14 protein-coding genes are annotated in these 20,236 nt (G+C 38.3%); 12 read left to right on the forward strand and 2 right to left on the reverse strand.

Translation table 11 applies throughout. The annotated features are described in order from the left end of the window. Nucleotides 1-140: 140 nt before the first annotated feature. From secA to IC621_RS14365, 10 genes are all read left to right on the forward strand, one after another. A complete protein-coding gene (secA, locus tag IC621_RS14320) occupies nt 141-2,657 on the forward strand; it encodes a preprotein translocase subunit SecA (RefSeq protein WP_191159007.1) in 2,517 nt (838 codons plus the stop codon). Between the two features lie 65 nt (nt 2,658-2,722). Beyond that, nucleotides 2,723-3,821 (forward strand): peptide chain release factor 2 gene (prfB, locus tag IC621_RS14325; protein ID WP_224752540.1). Its coding sequence is split into 2 segments (ribosomal slippage): nt 2,723-2,785 and nt 2,787-3,821, totalling 1,098 coding nucleotides; the frame shifts between segments, so codons are not numbered across the junction. Between the two features lie 369 nt (nt 3,822-4,190). Beyond that, on the forward strand, nt 4,191-5,051 hold the full coding sequence (locus IC621_RS14330; RefSeq protein WP_191159078.1) for a YitT family protein: 861 nt from the start codon (nt 4,191-4,193) through the stop codon (nt 5,049-5,051). Nucleotides 5,052-5,102: 51 nt separating this feature from the next. Further along, nucleotides 5,103-5,432, forward strand: a complete 330-nt coding sequence (gene cccB, locus IC621_RS14335; protein ID WP_191159009.1) for a cytochrome c551 — start codon at nt 5,103-5,105, stop codon at nt 5,430-5,432. Between the two features lie 944 nt (nt 5,433-6,376). Beyond that, nucleotides 6,377-7,063 (forward strand): cell division ATP-binding protein FtsE, encoded by a 687-nt coding sequence (ftsE, locus tag IC621_RS14340; RefSeq protein ID WP_191159010.1) that lies wholly within the window; start codon nt 6,377-6,379, stop codon nt 7,061-7,063. Beyond that, the gene (gene ftsX, locus IC621_RS14345; protein ID WP_191159011.1) at nt 7,056-7,946 is read left to right on the forward strand and encodes a permease-like cell division protein FtsX; all 891 of its coding nucleotides are present in this window, start codon (nt 7,056-7,058) and stop codon (nt 7,944-7,946) included. Before ftsE ends, ftsX begins: the two co-directional genes overlap by 8 nt. Before the next feature lie 206 nt (nt 7,947-8,152). Then, entirely contained in the window at nt 8,153-9,472 is a 1,320-nt protein-coding gene (locus IC621_RS14350; RefSeq protein WP_191159012.1) for a murein hydrolase activator EnvC family protein, read from the forward strand. Between the two features lie 1,061 nt (nt 9,473-10,533). After that, entirely contained in the window at nt 10,534-12,000 is a 1,467-nt protein-coding gene (locus IC621_RS14355) for a S41 family peptidase (protein ID WP_191159013.1), read from the forward strand. A gap of 302 nt (nt 12,001-12,302) precedes the next feature. After that, on the forward strand, nt 12,303-12,656 hold the full coding sequence (locus IC621_RS14360) for a swarming motility protein SwrAA (protein WP_224752541.1): 354 nt from the start codon (nt 12,303-12,305) through the stop codon (nt 12,654-12,656). 95 nt (nt 12,657-12,751) lie between these two features. Then, a complete protein-coding gene (locus tag IC621_RS14365) occupies nt 12,752-13,939 on the forward strand; it encodes a PDZ domain-containing protein (protein WP_191159014.1) in 1,188 nt (395 codons plus the stop codon). Between the two features lie 350 nt (nt 13,940-14,289). On the opposite strand, the gene katA is transcribed toward IC621_RS14365, so the two are convergent. Both katA and yunB read right to left on the reverse strand, forming a co-directional pair. After that, nucleotides 14,290-15,747: a catalase KatA gene (gene katA / locus IC621_RS14370; RefSeq protein WP_191159015.1), complete on the reverse strand. Its 1,458-nt coding sequence runs from the start codon at nt 15,745-15,747 to the stop codon at nt 14,290-14,292. 122 nt (nt 15,748-15,869) lie between these two features. Next, a complete protein-coding gene (yunB, locus tag IC621_RS14375) occupies nt 15,870-16,610 on the reverse strand; it encodes a sporulation protein YunB (RefSeq protein WP_191159016.1) in 741 nt (246 codons plus the stop codon). 213 nt (nt 16,611-16,823) lie between these two features. Between yunB and IC621_RS14380 the strand changes: the two genes are divergently transcribed. Together IC621_RS14380 and IC621_RS14385 are read left to right on the forward strand one after the other, a co-directional pair. Beyond that, on the forward strand, nt 16,824-17,975 hold the full coding sequence (locus IC621_RS14380; RefSeq protein ID WP_191159017.1) for an AI-2E family transporter: 1,152 nt from the start codon (nt 16,824-16,826) through the stop codon (nt 17,973-17,975). A 273-nt stretch (nt 17,976-18,248) separates the two neighbouring features. Further along, nucleotides 18,249-20,147 carry an LTA synthase family protein gene (locus tag IC621_RS14385; protein ID WP_191159018.1) on the forward strand — a complete coding sequence of 633 codons (1,899 nt, stop codon included), beginning with the start codon at nt 18,249-18,251 and terminating at the stop codon, nt 20,145-20,147. Nucleotides 20,148-20,236: the final 89 nt, after the last annotated feature.

Genomic DNA, 20,236 nt, shown 5'->3' on the forward strand with positions numbered 1-20,236 from the left:
TGTGGTAACATGTGATAAAATTGATTGTAGCTTTGTGAGGTGAGCTGCAATAATGAGTTAATTTGCAGCACGATTTAAGAGGTTTTATTAATAAATTCTATGTAGTGAACTACATTTTCACTTAAGAGGAGCGTTCGTGAATGCTTGGAATATTAAATAAAGTGTTTGACTTCAACAAAAGGCAATTAAACAAATACGACAAAATTGCGAATCAAATAGATGCGCTCGGCTCAGACATGGAAAGATTGTCTGATGAAGAGCTTAAAGGGAAGACGATAGAGTTTAAGGATCGACTTGAAAAAGGAGAAGCACTGGATGACATTCTTGTGGAAGCTTTTGCAGTCGTTCGGGAAGGCTCACGGCGTGTTCTAGGAATGTATCCGTTCCATGTTCAGCTTATGGGGGGGATGGCTCTCCATGAAGGAAACATAGCAGAGATGAAAACAGGGGAAGGTAAAACATTAACATCCACAATGCCGGTTTATTTAAATGCATTGTCAGGAAAAGGTGTACATGTTGTGACGGTCAATGAGTATTTAGCCAGTCGTGACGCACATGAAATGGGCAGATTGTTTGAATTTTTGGGACTGACTGTCGGTTTGAATTTAAATAGCCTTTCTAAAGATGAAAAGAGAGAGGCCTATGCGGCAGATATTACGTACTCTACAAACAATGAGCTTGGATTCGACTACCTCCGTGATAACATGGTGCTTTACAAAGAACAAATGGTGCAGCGTCCGCTAAACTATGCCGTAATCGATGAGGTTGACTCGATTTTAATTGATGAAGCTCGTACACCCCTCATTATTTCTGGCCAAGCTGCAAAGCCTACTACATTGTACATTCAAGCGAATGGGTTTGTTCGCAATTTAAAACAAGATGAAGATTTCACTTTTGATGTTAAAACAAAAGGTGTTCAGCTAACAGAGGATGGTATCACAAAAGCTGAAAAAGCATTCGGTATTGAAAACCTGTTTGATATCAGGCATGTGGCATTGATACACCACATTAATCAGGCGCTCAAGGCAAAAGTTGTCATGCAAAAAGACGTTGACTATGTTGTAGAAGATGGCGAAGTTGTCATCGTCGACTCCTTTACAGGCCGTCTTATGAAGGGCCGCCGCTACAGTGAAGGCTTACATCAGGCCATTGAAGCAAAGGAAAACCTAGATATACAAAATGAGAGTATGACCCTTGCAACGATCACGTTCCAGAACTATTTCCGGATGTATGATAAGCTTGCAGGAATGACGGGTACAGCGAAAACAGAGGAAGAAGAATTCCGTAATATTTACAACATGCAGGTTGTTGCAATCCCGACAAACCGTCCCATCACCCGTGATGATAAACCAGACCTTGTGTACCGTTCAATGGAAGGAAAGTTCAAGGCTGTTGTGGATGATGTAACACAGCGTTATTTTAAAGGCCAGCCTGTCCTTGTAGGTACTGTTGCTGTGGAAACATCAGAGTTGATTTCAAAATTATTAAAGAGAAAAGGCGTTCCCCACCATGTATTAAACGCAAAGCAGCATGCTAGTGAAGCACAAATTATTGAGGAAGCAGGGCAGCGAGGCTCTGTCACGATCGCTACAAACATGGCAGGACGTGGTACAGACATCAAGCTGGGTGAAGGCGTGATTGACCTTGGCGGCTTGGCTGTCATTGGTACTGAGCGTCATGAATCCCGCCGGATTGATAATCAGCTGCGGGGGCGTTCAGGCAGGCAGGGAGATCCGGGGGTGACTCAATTCTATTTATCAATGGAAGATGAATTGATGCGCCGCTTTGGATCTGAGAATATGATGAATATGATGGATCGTCTTGGTATGGATGATACACAGCCGATACAAAGTAAAATGGTTTCCAGAGCTGTTGAATCTGCTCAAAAACGTGTGGAAGGGAATAACTTTGATGCACGTAAACAATTGCTGCAATATGACGATGTTCTTCGTCAGCAGCGTGAGGTGATTTATAAACAGCGTTCAGATGTGATTGAAGCTGATAATTTAAGGAATATTGTTGAAAAAATGATTTCTTCAACAGTCGAGCGTACTGTTCATTCTTTTACTCCAAAAGAAGAGCTTCCAGAGGAATGGAACCTTGAAGGAATTATTGATTACTTAAACGGAAACCTTCTATCAGAAGGTCAAGTGGAAATCAATGATCTTAAAGGAAAAGAACCAGAAGAAATGATCGAGCATATCCTTGAAAAAGTGAAAACAAAATATGATGAAAAAGAAGAAGCGTTTGGAACTGATCAAATGCGAGAATTTGAAAAAGTAATTGTTCTTCGTGCAGTGGATACAAAATGGATGGATCATATTGATGCAATGGATCAAATGCGCCAGGGTATACACTTACGCGCTTATGCTCAAACTGATCCTCTTCGCGAATATCAAATGGAAGGCTTCGCAATGTTTGAAGCAATGATTGCATCAATTGAAGACGATGTAGCAAAATATGTCATGAAAGCAGAAATCCGCAACAACCTTGAACGTGAAGAGGTAGCAAAAGGCCAAACCGCTGTTCATCCAAAAGAAGGGGATGAAAAACAACAAAAGAAAAAGCCTGCACGGAAGGCTGTCGATGTTGGCCGGAATGATCCATGTATTTGCGGAAGTGGAAAAAAATATAAAAACTGCTGCGGGCAGCAATAACTTGTCCAAGGAGAGAGGTGTTCTTCACCTCTCTCTGTTTTGAAATTTATGATGAGGTGGCAAATATGGAACTTGTAGAAATTCGACAAGAATTAGAAAAAATGGCTAAGCGATTAGCGGACTTTAGGGGGTCTCTTTGACCTTGAAACAAAGCAGGCTCGTATACAAGAGCTAGATGAACAAATGTCAAATCCCTCTTTCTGGGATGATCAACAGGCAGCACAAACGGTTATTAATGAAGCGAATGGTTTGAAGGAAATGGTAAATCAATACAACGATCTTGCTGAAACTCATGAAAACTTAGAAGTGACACATGATTTAGTAAAAGAAGAGCCTGATGAAGATTTGCAATCGGAACTAGAATCAGAATTAAAGGACCTTAGCGATCAGTTAAATAAGTTTGAGCTTCAATTGTTGTTAAGTGATCCTTACGATAAGAACAATGCTATTCTTGAATTGCATCCTGGTGCAGGAGGTACAGAGTCGCAAGACTGGGGCTCTATGCTTCTTCGAATGTACACTCGCTGGGCAGAGGATAAGGGATTTAAAGTAGAAACTCTTGATTACCTTCCTGGAGACGAGGCTGGAATTAAATCTGTTACCCTGTTAATCAAAGGACATAATGCATATGGGTATTTGAAGGCTGAGAAAGGTGTACACCGATTGGTTCGTATTTCACCATTCGATTCTTCCGGTCGCAGGCATACTTCATTTGTATCATGTGAGATTATGCCTGAATTCAATGATGAAATCGAAATAGATATCCGGACTGAGGACTTAAAGGTTGATACGTACCGTGCAAGCGGAGCGGGCGGTCAGCATATTAATACAACGGACTCAGCGGTCAGAATCACACACATTCCAACTGGTGTAGTGGTTTCCTGTCAAACCGAGCGCTCACAAATTAAAAACCGCGAGCATGCCATGAAAATGTTAAAAGCTAAGCTTTATCAAAAGAGAATTGAAGAGCAGGAAGAACAGCTGGCCGAAATTCGCGGTGAACAAAAAGATATTGGTTGGGGAAGCCAAATCCGCTCGTATGTTTTTCACCCTTACTCTTTAGTGAAAGACCATCGAACAAACACAGAAATCGGCAACACTCAAGCTGTCATGGATGGCGAGCTTGATCCGTTTATTGATGCCTATTTGAGATCTAAACTTTAATTTAAAAGTAAAGGGGCAGGAGCCAAATTTTATTTTGGCGTCTGCCCCTTCTTCATTTTATATTCAACATTTTGAATTCATTAAGCTTGAGAGTTTTGAAATTCCCTAACGAACCCTCAACCAAATCCACATATGAAAAAATTATACCTTACTCCTTAAACAGCGGCCGGATCAAATAGGGCTTCTCACATTGAAAGCCTCTCTTTCTTACATAATTCACACTTTAACGACGAAAACTATGGATACAAACCTCTCTTTGCCTCTTTAGTGAGTTATTAGAATAGCATCTGCAGTTTGTAAATGTGGGTGCTATACTCATTAAGGCTTGGGGCCAAGCCTATTATGATGACGGAGGTATACGGTATGAATATGCGGAGACGCAGCACAGTTTATCATTCCGGCCTAGCCAGAGTTATTAGCTATTTATATATATTGTGCGGGTCGGGGATTGTTGCGCTTGCATTTAACCTTTTCCTGCTGCCAAACAGAGTGGCATCAGGTGGAGTAAGTGGAATTAGTACGATATTGGAAGCTGCACTTGGGTTTGAACCAGCTTACGTACAGTGGGCATTTAATATTCCATTATTTATTGCGGGAGTTGTTTTCCTTGGCAAGCAATTTGGAGTGAAAACCTTAATAGGAACTATTTTTCTGCCATTTGTTGTATTTTTATCCCGAGATCTTGAGCCTGTCACCACTGACCCCTTATTAGGTGCATTGTTTGGGGGAATTGGTGTAGGGTTGGGGCTTGGGCTTGTATTTCGCGGGAAAGCCTCTACTGGAGGGACAGATCTTGCTGCTCAAATCATTCACAAATACACAGGTCTATCTCTTGGGACATGTGTTGCCGTTATTGATGGTATTATAGTTTTAACAGCTGCAATTGTATTTGATGTTGAAAGAGGTTTATATGCCCTAATTTCTTTATATGTAACAAGTAAGACAATTGACGTTGTTCAAATTGGATTAGGTCGTTCTAAGATGGCAATGATTATTACAAATAAAGAAAAAGAAGTTCGAGATGCTTTATTACATAAAATAGACCGGGGTGTAACAAAGCTTTCTGCGTTTGGGGGCTATACAGATTCAGAAAAACCGATTCTCATGTGTGTAGTCGATCAAACAGAATTCACTAAATTGAAACAACTGGTAAGAAGTATTGATGCTGCTGCTTTTGTAGTTGTAATGGATGCCTCTGAGGTACTAGGAGAAGGTTTTAAAAGAGCCTAGTTAGTATATAATAACAGTAATCTGAATATCTAAACGGGGGGCAATCGTTCAATGAAAACGAAATTCTTTGCACTTCTACTTGGTACATCAATAGTCTTAACAGCATGCGGCGGTGGAGAAGAAGAATCGGCGGATAACGCTGACAAATCAGGAGAAGTCGCCTCAGGCGAAGCAGAGGAGATATTCCAACAAAACTGCATAAGCTGCCATGGCCAGAATCTAGAAGGCGGAGTTGGACCTGAGTTAGCAACAGTAGGCGGTAAGTACAACCATGAAGAAATAGAAGACATTATTAATAATGGTAAAGGACAAATGCAAGGCGGAATTATTGAACAGGAACAAGCAAAAGCTGTTGCAAAATGGCTGTCAGAAAAGAAATGATAGTAGAGGGCCTCAGGGTCCTTTTTTGACTTTTCAAGATATGATAAGTTTTTCCTTTTTTAACTCAAACTATCAAGATGCATGCAAACTGAGAGGACACGAGATTCGTGAATTAGTCTTATCACAATTGTGTGCAATTATTTTGAAAAAGGTGCAATTAATGGGATTAACAATGCATTTATCTCGTTAACCGTGCAATTAGTGGTGACTGTACAAAGCATCAAACGAATGAAAGAATTCTCATAACAGCACATCAATTCCTTAGTAAGTTCAAATGTTTAAGTTTAAATTAAGCTTTATTGAATGTTTTATTATAAAGAAATCGCTATTTCATCAACTCCCATCTCTCAACTCTAGAAAGAGGCATGCGTTTTCTTATTAGCTCAAACAAGTTTATTAAACTATTTATCGTGATTAATAGTATTGTTATTATCCAGCTTCAACACTTAGTACGACTGAGGTCACAAGCCAATTCTCCCGAAAATTCAAAGACAGCCTTTTAATGAGATTCACTCGAGTGCCTTGTTGCCGATAGGCGGAAGCTCTGTGTTTTTTCGTTTTTTCAATATAATCTCGATATAGTAAAACATAAAACTTCAAAAATCGACAACCCTTTCATTGGTCATGTGTTTCCAAGACTTACCTCAGTATAATTACTTAAATATTCAAATAATTAGTGACATTTGGCCTATTCGCTAACAATAATCTACTATATACTTCCACCTATATTACAAGTTTATTAAGATATTTCTACAAAATATACCTTTGAAATGAAAATGTAATATAATTTAGTCTAGTTATGGCGAAATTTGATGATATAATATTTTTGTTGAGCAAATATCGTTTTGCCAAATACTTCTAATCATATCAATTCGACAAAGCTAGACAAAAAGAGAGATTCTTTTTCGTATTGATTTGAAAAAAACAGCTTTGGGTGATTTATCATGATAGAAATGAAGGAAGTTTATAAAACATACTCCAATGGGGTTCTCGCCGTGAATGGTATTAACATCAGCATTCATCCTGGGGAATTTGTTTACGTTGTCGGACCAAGTGGGGCAGGTAAATCAACTTTTATTAAGATGATGTACCGCGAAGAAAAGCCGACAAAAGGAAGCATCATTATTAACAACATGAACCTAGCGGAAATTAAAGAAAGAAATGTTCCATATCTTCGCAGAAGTATTGGCGTTGTATTCCAGGATTTCAAATTACTCGAGAAGCTCACAGTCTATGAAAATATTGCTTTTGCACTAGAAGTTATCGGAGAACAGCCGAAAAATATTAAGAAGAAAGTCTTGGATGTGCTGGATCTTGTTCAGCTTAAACATAAAGCAAGACATTTTCCGAACGAATTATCAGGCGGAGAACAGCAAAGAGTTTCGATTGCCCGCTCAATCGTTAATAATCCTGCGGTAGTGATTGCTGATGAGCCAACCGGAAACCTTGATCCTGACACTTCATGGGGAATCATGAATATCTTTGAAGAAATCAACAATCGTGGAACAACACTTGTTATGGCGACTCACAATAAAGAGATTGTTAACACCATGAAAAAACGAGTCATCGCGATCGAAGAAGGTCAGATTGTGCGTGACGAAGCAAGAGGGGAGTATGGGACTTATGATTAGGACCCTTGGACGTCACTTCCGTGAAAGTTTAAAGTCACTGGGGCGAAATGCCTGGATGACATTTGCATCTGTCAGTGCCGTAACTGTAACACTGATTTTGGTCGGCGTATTTTTGACGATTATGCTGAATTTAAACAATTTTGCAGTAAACATAGAAGATGACGTAGAAATTCGAGTACATATTGATGTAACTGCCGACGAAAAAGAACAAAATCAACTGAGAGAGCGAATCGAAAATATAGATAAAGTTGATAGTGTCATATTTTCTCCTAAGGAAAAGGAATTAGAAAATTTAATTGAGAGCTTCGGAGAAGAAGGTCAATCCTTTGGCTTGTTTGAACAAAACAATCCTTTAAATGATGTGTTTGTTGTTAAAACAGATAACCCTCGTGATACCATCCAAATTGCCAAGCAGATTGAGGACTTTGATAATGCATATAAAGTCCGTTATGGACAGGATGAGGTAGAAAAGTTATTTAATGCGGTAGAAATTGCAAGAAATATTGGTATCGGGTTAATCATTGGTTTGGTGTTTACTGCGATGTTCCTCATTTCAAATACAATTAAGATTACGATTTTTGCTAGAAGAAGAGAAATTGAGATTATGAAACTTGTGGGGGCAACTAACTGGTTTATAAGATGGCCCTTCTTTATCGAAGGATTGATCCTGGGTATATTGGGCTCTATTATTCCAATCGCGATCGTGATCGCTTCATATAAATATGTTTATGAGTGGGCTGCTCCTCGCGTGAGCGGATCATTTATTGAACTCTTACCGTCCAGTCCGTTTGTTTTTCAGGTGTCGGCGATATTATTACTAATCGGAGCTCTAATTGGAGTTTGGGGAAGCTTAATGTCGGTGCGTAAATTCTTAAGAGTATAGACTAGCAGATTGCTAGTCTGCCTCACCTAAAAGCTCAGAATGCTTAATTTTATTAAAGCACTAAAGAGTTGAGGAGTTGGGCGGTTGATTATAAAAAAGAAATCAGCTGAATCGCTGATTTCATCCAATCCGACCTCTCGCTCTCACTTCTGAGAAAGACGTGAAGCGTTTTTTTATCTGATACATATTAATGAGGAGGAAACCCGGTGAATAGAAAGCTTTTGATATTGGGATTAACAGCTGTGATTGGGACAAGCGGTACCCTCATCCCTTTAAAGCACGAAAAGGCCCATGCATATGAAGATTTGGATAAGCAAAAGGAAGAAATTGAGGGTAAGAAATCAGAAAACAATTCCAATATGGAATCAAAAAAGAAAGAAATAAATGAGCTTCAAGATAAGCAAGATCAGTTAGATGCCGATATTAAAAGTATTGATATGAAGGTTACATCCACGAATGAGCAAATTATTAAAAAGCAAGAGGAAATCGACGCAACCAAAAAAGAGATTGAACAATTGAAGGTTGAAATTGATGAAATTAAACAACGTATAGAAAAACGGAATGAGCTTCTAAAAGACCGTGTACGCTCTCTTCAACAAGGAGGCGGTGTAGTTAGCTATTTAGATGTGCTTCTGGGTGCTCAGGATTTTAGTGACTTTGTAAGCCGGATTAGCGCTGTTACAACAATTGTTGAGGCCGACAAAGATATCCTGAAAGAGCATGAAAATGACCTTAAACTTTTAGAGCAAAAAGAAGCAGAACTAAGTAGTGAGCTAAAAAACTTAGAAACAGCATTAACTGAGCTAGAAACTCTTAAAAATCAATTAAAGGCTCAGCAAGCTGAAAAAGCAAAGCTGATGGAAGAAGTTCGAAAGCAACATAAATCAGCTGAATCAGATTTGTACGAGCTTGAAGATGAAGCGGCATTCTTAGCAGAACAGGAAAAAGCAATTAAATTAGAAGAGCAGCGTCGTAAGCAAGCAGAAGAAGAAGAAAAACGGAGAAAAGCAGAAGAAGCAGCAGCGGCTGCAGCAGCTAAGCAACAGGCTGCTTCGGCACCAAAAGCTGCAAATGCCAGCAGTAATGCTGGCAGCAGCTCCAGCAGCAGTTCTTCAGAACCTGCATCAGCACCAGCTGTAACGAGCGGTGACTTCATGTGGCCGGCTAATGGAAGACTTAGTTCTGGATATGGCCAACGTTGGGGTAAATTGCATGCAGGAGTTGATATTGCTAACAGTATAGGTACTCCAGTCGTTGCATCTGCGGCAGGAACTGTGATTCGTTCTTATTATTCAAGCAGCTATGGAAATGTTGTCTTTTTAACTCACAACATTAACGGGAAGGTTTATACTACCGTTTATGCTCACTTATCAGCACGACAAGTAAGTGCCGGCCAATCAGTTAGCAAAGGTCAACAAATAGGTTTATTGGGCAACACTGGAGATTCTACTGGACCACACTTGCACTTTGAAATCCATAACGGTGCTTGGAAAAACCCTGTTGATCCAATGAATTTCCTTCCATAAATATAGCCAAGTAAAAGCTCTTAAAACGTTAAAACGTTTTAAGAGTTTTTTCATGAGTTCAGAAAGTTTATGTTAATTAAAGTATTAACGTGTTAAAGAATGTTGTCGTTGTCCAGCTCCAGGCGCCATCGGCTCGAGGTCATAAGCCAATCCGCCCGAGAAGGTTAAAGAACAACCTTCCAGCCGGCTTGTCTTATGCTTGTCGCCGATAGGCGGGCGCTCTGCGCTTTTCGTTCTCAGTTAAGAAAGTTTAAGTTAATTAAAGTATTAACGTGACAAAGGTTGGTATCTATGTCCAGCTCCGAGCGCCATCGGCTCGAGGTCACAAGTCAATCCGTCAAGAAGGTTAAAGACCAACCTTCATGCCGGCTCGCCTTGTGCTTGTCGCCGATAGACGGGCGCTCTGCGCTTTTCGTTCTCAGTTAAGAAAGTTTAAGTTAATTAAAGTATTAACGTGACAAAGGTTGGTATCTATGTCCAGCTCCGAGCGCCATCGGCTCGAGGTCACAAGTCAATCCGTCAAGAAGGTTAAAGACCAACCTTCATGCCGGCTCGCCTTGTGCTTGTCGCCGATAGACGGGTGCTCTGCGCTTTTCGTTCTTTAATTATAATTTTAAGTTCAATAAAGGATTAACCTATTATAGTGCGCTTGTGTTGTCCTCCAACGCAGGCTGACAGGACTTCCTAATGCGGGCAGGCATAAGGACATGACGTCGTTTCAGGCCAGGCAACATCAGCCCTAGATCATAGGCCAATCTGTCAAGTAGGTTAAATAACAATCTTCATACCATCTCGCCTGAGTGCTTATGCAGAAAAACTAGCGCCTTGGGGTTTTCGTTATTTCAAGAAATAAAATATTTGCTGTTGATAATTTAAGAAGGAACCAGATCTGCCTCGTATTTAATTAAATCAGAGAAGTTATGATCTACTCCATAAGCCCAACATTTCTCTTCTTTACATGTTTTGTACAAGCTTGACATATACTATAGACAGTATTGAACGACCTTCTAGTATTTAAGACGAACTTGCTGCTGTAATAGTTTCAAAAGAGGAGGAAAAAAATGAACCAAAGAATAATGGCATTCATACTCGCTGGCGGGGTGATATTGGGTGCCGGCGGAATGTATGCAGGTATTCAACTTACTGAAAAAGAAGAAGCAGATAAGGCAGAAGAACTTGCTGCTCCGGCAATGGCTGATATCATAAGTCAAGAGTCGGGTGAGGAAGATGAGCCCGGCTTTGATAAAGTGAAGCAAGCTTATGAGTTGATTTCGGAACGGTATGTGGAGGAAGTGAATGAAGAAGAGCTCCTAGAAGGAGCCATTCAAGGAATGCTTTCCTCCTTGGATGACCCCTATTCTGTTTATATGGACAAGGAGACAGCTAAACAATTCACTGATTCTCTTGACTCCTCATTTGAAGGTATTGGTGCGGAAGTAGGAATGAATGAAGGGAAAGTGATCATAGTTTCTCCCTTTAAAGGTTCACCTGCTGAAAAAGCTGGGCTGCAGCCTAATGATGAAATCCTCAAGATTGATAATAAAGCTGTAAAAGGAAATGACCTTAATGAAACGGTTCTTAAAATTCGCGGGAAAAAGGGAACAAAGGTTAAGATTGAAATACATCGCCCAGGAACAAGAGGAAATATTACATTTGACGTAAAACGAGATGAAATTCCTCTTGAAACCGTCTTTAGTTCAGTAAAAAAATATCAAGACAAAAAAGTAGGGTATATCGAGATTACTTCGTTCTCAGAAAATACCGCTCAATCATTCTCTAAACAGCTTGTCCAACTTGAGAAAGAAGGGATAGAAGGACTGGTTCTTGATGTAAGAGGCAACCCAGGCGGGTACTTGCAAAGTGTTGAAGAAATTCTTAAGCAATTTGTTACTAAAGATAAACCTTATATCCAAATAGAAGAACGGAATGGAGAAAAGAAACGGTATTTTTCTACTTTAGAAAAAAAGAAGAATTATCCAGTCAGCGTGATTACAGATAAGGGCAGTGCTTCTGCCTCAGAAATCCTTGCAGGTGCGCTTAAAGAAGCGTCAGGTTACAAAGTCGTTGGCAATACGTCTTTTGGAAAAGGAACGGTTCAGCAGGCTGTTCCGATGGGAGATGGCAGCAATATTAAACTGACTCTCTATAAGTGGCTGACTCCTGATGGCAACTGGATTCATAAAAAAGGAGTAGAGCCTACAATTAAAATTCAGCAGCCTGAATACTTCACTGCAGGTCCCCTGCAAATTGAAAAGGTGCTGAAGAAGGATATGAATGAAGAAAAGGTAAAAGTCGCTCAAGTTCTTCTTAAGGGCTTAGGTTTCGAACCTGGACGTGAAGATGGATATTATAGTGAAGGTACTGAAACAGCAGTAAAAGCCTTTCAGCAGGTCCATAAGGTTAAGCCTTCGGGTCAAATTGATGCAAACACTGCACAAAAGATGAATGAAGCCATTACAGAATTGATAAAGAATGAAAAAAACGATCTACAGCTACAAACAGCAATACAAGCTCTTTTTAAAAGCTAAGTGATAATTCGCTTAGCTTTTTTTGTTCGTTTCGAAGACTCAACATTTTGTCAATATATAATTTCTTCCAATTTGGTTCCTTAGAGTCATAAAGGATACATTTCTTTAGTTTGATTTTCATTAAAAAAACAACTACGAAAGTAGTGTTTTTTTATAATATTAACGTAAAAAATGTCATCATTTCGAAATATATAGTAAATTAACAGTTCAGGCATCTTTTTTTTGAAAAAATGAAATGCTGCTAAAGAAAGAAAATAGAGCTGCTGCTCTAACAACATGCTTTAGACATTGGGGGGGGAAATTTGAAAAGGGTTAGTGTGATGAGAGAAGAAACCTATAGACATTTATTGGAACAATTCAAGATGTACACAGGGCCATCCACTTATTCTAATGCTAAAATTCAAAAATGGCTGCAATTATTTTGTATGTACTTGGCTAACTATACATCAGTAAAAAATATTGCTGAAGTTGATAAGGATTTAGTAGAAGAATACTTTCACTATCTAACAAATAATTGGAAACGTCTTTCTCTTAATTTAACAGATATCAAACGTTCTATGCAGCTGATTGAAGAGCTGCTGGAAATAAAACTACATCCTTCGTTGTTGGATTTTTCTCTATCAAATACAAATTTGTGGCAAAATTTAAATAAATAATAATGTTGGATTGATGATATCCAACCCATTATTTTAATGATAAAATAGCTATACAAACTTGTTCGATAGAGAGCAGTCAAGGTGGTGGATGTGACATGATGATGGATTGGACAATTGAATTTCTAAAGGCAATTGGGCGTTTCTTTCTGCATCCATTGTTTTACTATTTTATCTTGGTGACGTTAGCTTATGGGTATTTTCGTATTAAAAGAGAGCGTAGATCCTTTCATGTAAGAGTAGAGGATATATATGATGAGATTCGCTTTACTTATTCAAAGGGTTTGCTTTCCGGTGTGATCCTTTCGGTGATTTTGTTTGCAGCAGGAGCAGCTCTTCCATTTGGAACAGTCGTGGTGCTAGCGCTCGTTACCTTTTTCCTTAGCTTGACATTTCGTGTTCGCTGGCTTTCAGCGGCCTTTTCATTGGGTTTTACATTTATAGTAAGCTACGTATTGATAAATCAAGAAAACTCATATATTGAACGTTTTTTTATCGATATCGAGAAAACAAATTTCTCCAGTTTAGCAATATTGGTAGGATTAGTATTAGTAGTAGAGGGAGTATTAGTTTATAGATCTGCCCATATTAAGACATCTCCATTTCTAAAAATAAGCACGCGAGGCCTCCCAATCGGAAATCATGTCTCAAATCGGACATGGATGCTGCCGTTGCTTTTTCTCGTACCAGGGGGTTCATTAACATCAATAGTTTCCTGGTGGCCGGTGCTGACAATTAATGGAGAACCATTCCTGCTCCTATTTATTCCGTTTTTCTTAGGATTCCATCAACGAGTTCAAGGCTCTCTTCCGCAGGAAAGCATTAAAATAACGGCTAAAAGAATCAGTATTCTCGGTGCAATTACAACAGTTGTTGCTTGCTTTAGTATTATATGGACACCGCTCATGTTTGCAGCCATCGTTATTGCGATTATCGGAAGGGAATTTCTAACGATAAAACAAAGAATGAATGATGACTCGGCAGCCTTCTATTTCTCAAAAAGAGATGTTGGTCTAGTAGTATTAGGAACCCTTCCGAATTCTCCTGCACAAAAATTCAATCTCCAAGTGGGCGAAATCATTATGAAGGTGAATGGGATAAACGTAAAAACAGTAGAGGAATTTTATGAAGCACTGCAAACATATGGTGCTTCTTGTAAACTGGAAATTGTCGGTCTAAATGGTGAAGTCCGTTTCGAAAAACGTGCATTTTATGAGAACGAACATCATGAATTAGGGATTTTATTTGTAAGAGATGAGAAGAAGTGGGATACAGCGGCGGTATAATTTATAGGAAACGAAAGTGGGTCCTGGCTGGAGAGACTTTAGAATGAGGCTAAGGTCTTTTCAAAGTTTTTAATATTATATTAGTCCCTCCTTCTATAAAATTTTAATTTATTTTCGTGGGAAATTAATAAAGGATTCTTTTGCTTTAGGCCTCTAACTGCAAAAGTCTATATCGATAAGTTTAAAACAAGTTGAAGAAAAATCATTGGTAACAACATTTCGTACCAAAAAAAGAGCCTGCAGATCGTATCAAATTTGACGAATCTGCAGGCTTTTTCTATAACATTTAGAAGAGAGGGCTCCTTATGTGAGAATAAGGGAATGCAACTGAGAATGAATTTTGAAATCTATTAAACTTCCTGCGGAATTGTTAGACCTAAGCCATCTGCAACACGTTTCCCGTACTCTGGGTCTGCTTTATAAAAATGTCCAATTTGACGAAGTTTAATTTCATCATTTTCGACAGGCTTCATTGCACCGACAATTGTTTTGATTAAACGTGTACGCTCTTCCTGATCCATTAAGCGGTATAAGTCTCCAGCTTGAGTGTAGTGATCATTATGATCGTAAGCGACGCTGTCAGCTGAACCTGAGACTGGGTATGCGGCTTGTTTGTTTTGAGGTGATTCTGTCGGACCGCTATGGCTGTTTGGTTCGTAATAAACTGAACCGCCGCCGTTGTTATCAAAGCGCATTTGACCGTCTCGCTGGTAGTTCTTCACGCTATTTCGCGGACGGTTGATTGGCAATGCTTGATGATTCGCGCCTACACGATAACGATGTGCATCATGATAAGCGAACAAACGTCCTTGCAGCATCTTATCTGGTGATACATCAACACCAGGGACTAATGTTCCAGGAGAGAAGGTTGCCTGTTCTACTTCCGCAAAATAATTTTCTGGATTACGGTCTAATACCATTCGGCCTACTTCAATTAGTGGATAATCTTTTTGAGACCAAGTTTTAGTCACATCGAATGGGTCAAAACGATAAGTATCAGCATCTTCTAATGGCATGATTTGTACATACAGCTTCCATGCAGGGAAGTCGCCTTTTTCAATCGCATTAAATAAGTCCTCTGTATGATAATCAGGGTTTTCACCAGCGATTTGTGCGGCAACATCTTCTGTTAAATTTTGAACACCTTGCTCTGTTTTAAAGTGATATTTAATCCAAACCCCGTCTCCATCAGCATTCGTCCATTTGAATGTATGGCTTCCGAAGCCATGCATATGACGGAATGTTGCAGGAATACCGCGATCTCCCATCAAATAAGTAACTTGGTGTAGGGATTCAGGGGATAATGACCAGAAATCCCATACAGCATTCGGGTTTTTTAAATGTGTTTGTGGATGTCGTTTTTGTGTATGAATGAAATCAGGGAATTTAATCGCATCACGAATAAAAAAGATTGGCGTGTTGTTCCCAACGATATCATAGTTACCTTCTTCTGTATAAAATTTGACAGCAAAACCGCGTGGATCTCGGACAGTATCAGCTGATCCATTTTCACCGGCAACTGTAGAAAAACGGATAAATAGCGGTGTACGTTTTCCTACTTCGGAAAGGAATTTTGCTTTTGTATATTTTGTTAGATCATTCGTGGCTTCAAAATAACCGTGCGCACCTGCACCTTTGGCATGGACAACACGCTCAGGTACACGTTCTCTATTGAAGTGGGCTAATTTTTCAAGGAGGTGCACATCCTGAATTAAAGTAGGTCCTCTAGAACCAGCTGTAATTGAGTTTTGATTGTCTCCAACCGGTGCTCCCCAGCTCGTAGTAAGCTTGTTCTTTTCATTGCTCATTACAAAATCACCTCATATTTTAATAGAATAGCTTTCCTGCTAGATATAAGGATATCATTTCTCAATAAAAAATCAATACTTTTTTATAATTATTATAATTTAATATAAAATACAAATAATTTTTATTTAGTTGGAACTGAGACATCTGCATCTTCTCCGCTGTTGTAAAATTGCGGGACATCACCAGGCACATACATCATGCCGAGCGGAATAGAGGTTTTGACAGTGTCAGTATCCGTGGCAAAAGGAATAATGACATTCACATCAACTATTAAATTCATCGATACTCTTATCCACGTATTATTAATGCCGACATTTTCATATTTTTCTTGAAGGTCAACATCGACATCTCCAATGGCTGATAATTTTACTGGAACCTTAGGACCTAACTGTGCTAATAAAACATTGTTAGTTGCGCGGCCTAAGGGAATCGAATACACAATACCATTTTCTAATTCTGGACCCACATCAATATTCTCAGGGAGGTCTAGTTCACTAAGACTGTCTGTTTCCATTCGTTTTAAATACTCCTGAACGCTGGCTACAGCACTTGAATGAATTGTATTATATACTTTTGGGTTAAAGCCAATCGTTTTGACATCACCTTTATTATTATAATTAATGTCAATTAACTCATTCATATTTGTCCTTTCGATTGTATCTGCGACAGCGTAGTTGATCGCTGAGGTTGCTATTTTTTGTGTTTCTAAATTAGCAATCTCAAGTAAGGTAGGCTTGATTCCCTTATGAATAATCCATAAACTTTGTACTGTGAACAGGAGAAAGATGATAAATGAAAGCAATAAGCTTTGCATAAAAGATAAAGGCCCTTTATGCCGGCGTATTCTTCGTTGTCTGAGCATGACTGTCCTCCTTCCATTCATGTGTATGCAAGCTGTTTAGCTAATTTGCTAAAAAGACGAAAATCGGAATTGTAAAAAGATTTATCTTGTATGAAATATTTATTACAGAAGGCGAAGATTGATTGTGTTCTGGCAAAGAAAGGCATATAATTTCATTATAATTGTCAAAGCTTATTTCATTTCTTGAGTGGATAGAGAGAAAGGAGAACGCTCATGAAGCCAGAGAATACTAGAGTAGGTATTTTTAGAAAATTCATTTTAAATAATAAATTTGTTTTATTCTTATTAGTTACATTATTGATCGGATTGAACATTCTCGTTTTTATGAAAGTATCTTTTATTTTTACACCTATAACAGTTTTGATAAAAACTGTTTTACTTCCAATATTACTGGCAGCAGTGGTTTATTACCTATTAAATCCAATTGTTGATTTCCTGGAGAGGAAGGGAGTTAGAAGAGTATACTCGATTCTCCTGCTGTTTGTTTTAATTATTGGGATACTGACAATTCTAATTGTGTCTGTCATTCCATTTTTGCGTGAGCAAGTGATGAGTTTAATTGCTCGATTCCCCCAGTATGCGAAGGATGTTGAATTATTAGTTAAACAGGTTGTTGGTAGTGACTTTGTCAATCAGGCTCAAAAAACGTTGAATATAAATGTAGCAGATCTTTCTAAGCAAATCTCGGACCAGGCGACAAAAATAATAGATAATACTTTTACAGGCTTAGGAAATATTGTCGGAGCAGTAAAGGACTTTATTTTAGCCCTCATTACGCTCCCATTTATTTTGTTCTATTTATTAAAGGATGGGAAAAAACTACCTAAGTTCATTCTAAAGTTTCTGCCAATCTCGCTGCGTAACTCTACATATACTGTTATGCAGGAAATGAATTTTCAAATCAGCTCCTATATTAGAGGTCAGATTATCGTCAGTTTTTGTATCGGAATCTTGATGTATATCGGATTTTTGATTATTGGTTTGGATTATGCTTCATTGCTTGCGCTGATTGCTGCTTGTACAGCTATTGTTCCATATTTGGGACCTGCAATTGCGATTACTCCGGCGCTAATTATCGCGATTGTCACATCACCATTTATGCTGCTTAAATTAATAATCGTGTGGACGGTTGTCCAATTAGTAGAAGGAAAATTCATCTCTCCACAAATTATGGGACGGACGCTTCATATACACCCGATAACAATTATTTTCGTGATTCTGACTGCAGGTAATCTATTTGGAGTTATTGGAATTATATTGGCCGTTCCCGGCTATGCCGTTCTAAAAGTCATCGCAACCCACCTATTTGAGTGGGTTAAAATGAGAAGCAACCTATACGATCAGCGTAAGGATCCAGTAGAATAAAGACAGCATAGGCGCTTGGAACTGCCTCGGACTACAGATGAATGTTGAGCACCCCTTGAATCGTTTAATAATGCGATGAAGGAGGTGTTTTTTTCTATAAAAAAATGGGTTTATTCTGCGATTGGAAATAGATTAAAATCTTTTGACTCGAATGAATTGAAAAACATACCTTTTTCTAGTAATCTTTATCAATGTAAGAGTATTGTTAAGAATGTGTAAATATATTGTAAAAACTCACCTTTCACCATAAAACTCGCTGCTTCAGGAGGGCATATGCTTAGTCACTTGTTAAAAAAATATTCTTTTTTATTTTTAGCCGTGTTTTTGATGTGGATGAAGACGTACGCAGTTTATTTAACCGGCTTTGATATGAAAATAGAAAACTTACTGCAAGCCTTTATCTTATTTTTGAATCCGCTCAGCTTTTTTTTGCTGACATTCGGATTCAGTTTATTTATGAAGGAAAGAAAAAGAAACATTTTTATTATTTTTATGAGCGCCATCTTTACGATTGTTCTCATCGCAAATATGATTTTTTACGATTTTTATAATGACTTTTTAACCATTCCGGTCCTATTTCAATCGAGTAATATGGGGGATTTAGGCAGCAGTATTCTGGAATTGGTCAAGCCTCAATATTTTCTATTTTTTATTGATGTGGCAATATTAGCTTGGTTTGCCAGGCAACGAAAAAACATAGAAATGAAAGTGACATTAAAAGAAAAAAAGGCATACTTTCTTTTGGTTGGGATCCTATTTATGTTCAACTTAGGACTTGCAGAAGCTGAAAAACCACAATTGTTAGCTAGATCTTTTGACCGTGAAATGCTTGTCAAGAATATTGGAATGTTTAACTTTCATATTTATGATTCTATTCAACAAACACAAACAACTGCCCAAAGAGCACTTGCTGACAGCAATAGATTAACAGAAATTGAGAACTATATTAAATCAAACAAAACAGAGCCTAAGGAAGATAAGTTCGGCATAGCAGAAGGCAGAAATGTTATTTTCGTGACACTTGAATCCACACAAAGCTTCGTTGTCGATAGAAAAATCAATGGACAGGAGATTACTCCTTTTCTTAACGATTTTATTAAGGAAAGCTATTACTTTAAGAATTTCTATCACCAGACAGAGCAAGGAAAAACCTCTGACTCAGAGTTTCTTGTAGCGAATTCATTATATCCTTTAGCAAGAGGTGCAGTGTTTTTTACTCATAGCAACAATAAGTATTACTCAACACAGGAAATATTAAAGGAAAAAGGCTACTATTCTGCCACTTTTCATGCCAATAATTCTAGTTTTTGGAATCGTGATCAGATGTATAAGTCTTTTACAGTGGATGAATTTATAGATGTCGATCGGTATGATGTGAACGAAGAAAATTCGATCGGGTGGGGGTTAAATGATATAGAGTATTTTGAACAGTCTGTTGACATGATGAAGGATCTCCCTCAGCCGTTCTATAGTTATTTTATAACGCTAACGAACCATTTTCCGTTTGAATTAGAGGAAGAAGATCGTTTAATTGACGAATACACCTCTAAAAGTAAGATATTGAATCAATATATCCAAACTGTCAGATATCAAGATGAAGCTTTAAAGAGATTTATCGAAAAGTTAAAAAGTGAAGGATTGTATGAGAATTCTATCATCTTATTTATGGGAGACCATTATGGAATTTCCGAAAATCACAATGAAGCAATGGCAGAGCTGCTAGGGAAAGAAGAGATCACTCCTTATGAAAATACCCAGCTTCAGCGCGTGCCTTTTCTCATCCATATGCCAGGGATAACAGATAAGAATCCTGAAATCTTTACACAGGTTTCCGGACAAATTGACATAAAACCAACCCTTTTGCATCTGCTGGGTGTAAACACAGATAACATCATTCATTTCGGCAGCGATTTATTTTCTGACGATCACACTCCATTTACCGTTTTGAGGAATGGCAATTTCATTACACAGGAATATATTTCTGTTTCAGGAATTTGCTATGAGCGGGAAACAGGAGAAGTTGTTGAAGAGAATGAAGTCTGCTCAAAATATGATGATAAGGCAGATAAAGAACTAACATATTCTGATCGAATAATATATGGAGATTTATTAAGGTTCTATAACAAAGAAAAAAAGCAAGTTATCAAAGATGATGAAAGCATGAGAAATTAACCCTCATGCTTTTTTCTATACTATTTTTCAATTTAATACCTTAACTAACTTAGTTTTAAAAACATACTATTTATTTTCCGGGAATTATG

The sequence above is a fragment of the Metabacillus arenae genome, from assembly GCF_014773385.1.
Classification (GTDB): Bacteria; Bacillota; Bacilli; order Bacillales; family Bacillaceae; genus Metabacillus_D; species Metabacillus_D arenae.

What these genes read in the sequence shown, in the direction of transcription:
- secA (WP_191159007.1), top strand. Translation starts at nt 141, where the DNA reads ATGCTTGGAATATTAAATAAAGTGTTTGACTTCAACAAAAGGCAATTA.
- IC621_RS14330 (WP_191159078.1), top strand. Translation starts at nt 4,191, where the DNA reads ATGCGGAGACGCAGCACAGTTTATCATTCCGGCCTAGCCAGAGTTATT.
- cccB (WP_191159009.1), top strand. Translation starts at nt 5,103, where the DNA reads ATGAAAACGAAATTCTTTGCACTTCTACTTGGTACATCAATAGTCTTA.
- ftsE (WP_191159010.1), top strand. Translation starts at nt 6,377, where the DNA reads ATGATAGAAATGAAGGAAGTTTATAAAACATACTCCAATGGGGTTCTC.
- ftsX (WP_191159011.1), top strand. Translation starts at nt 7,056, where the DNA reads ATGATTAGGACCCTTGGACGTCACTTCCGTGAAAGTTTAAAGTCACTG.
- IC621_RS14355 (WP_191159013.1), top strand. Translation starts at nt 10,534, where the DNA reads ATGAACCAAAGAATAATGGCATTCATACTCGCTGGCGGGGTGATATTG.
- IC621_RS14365 (WP_191159014.1), top strand. Translation starts at nt 12,752, where the DNA reads ATGATGATGGATTGGACAATTGAATTTCTAAAGGCAATTGGGCGTTTC.
- katA (WP_191159015.1), bottom strand. Translation starts at nt 15,747, where the DNA reads ATGAGCAATGAAAAGAACAAGCTTACTACGAGCTGGGGAGCACCGGTT.
- yunB (WP_191159016.1), bottom strand. Translation starts at nt 16,610, where the DNA reads ATGCTCAGACAACGAAGAATACGCCGGCATAAAGGGCCTTTATCTTTT.
- IC621_RS14380 (WP_191159017.1), top strand. Translation starts at nt 16,824, where the DNA reads ATGAAGCCAGAGAATACTAGAGTAGGTATTTTTAGAAAATTCATTTTA.
- IC621_RS14385 (WP_191159018.1), top strand. Translation starts at nt 18,249, where the DNA reads ATGCTTAGTCACTTGTTAAAAAAATATTCTTTTTTATTTTTAGCCGTG.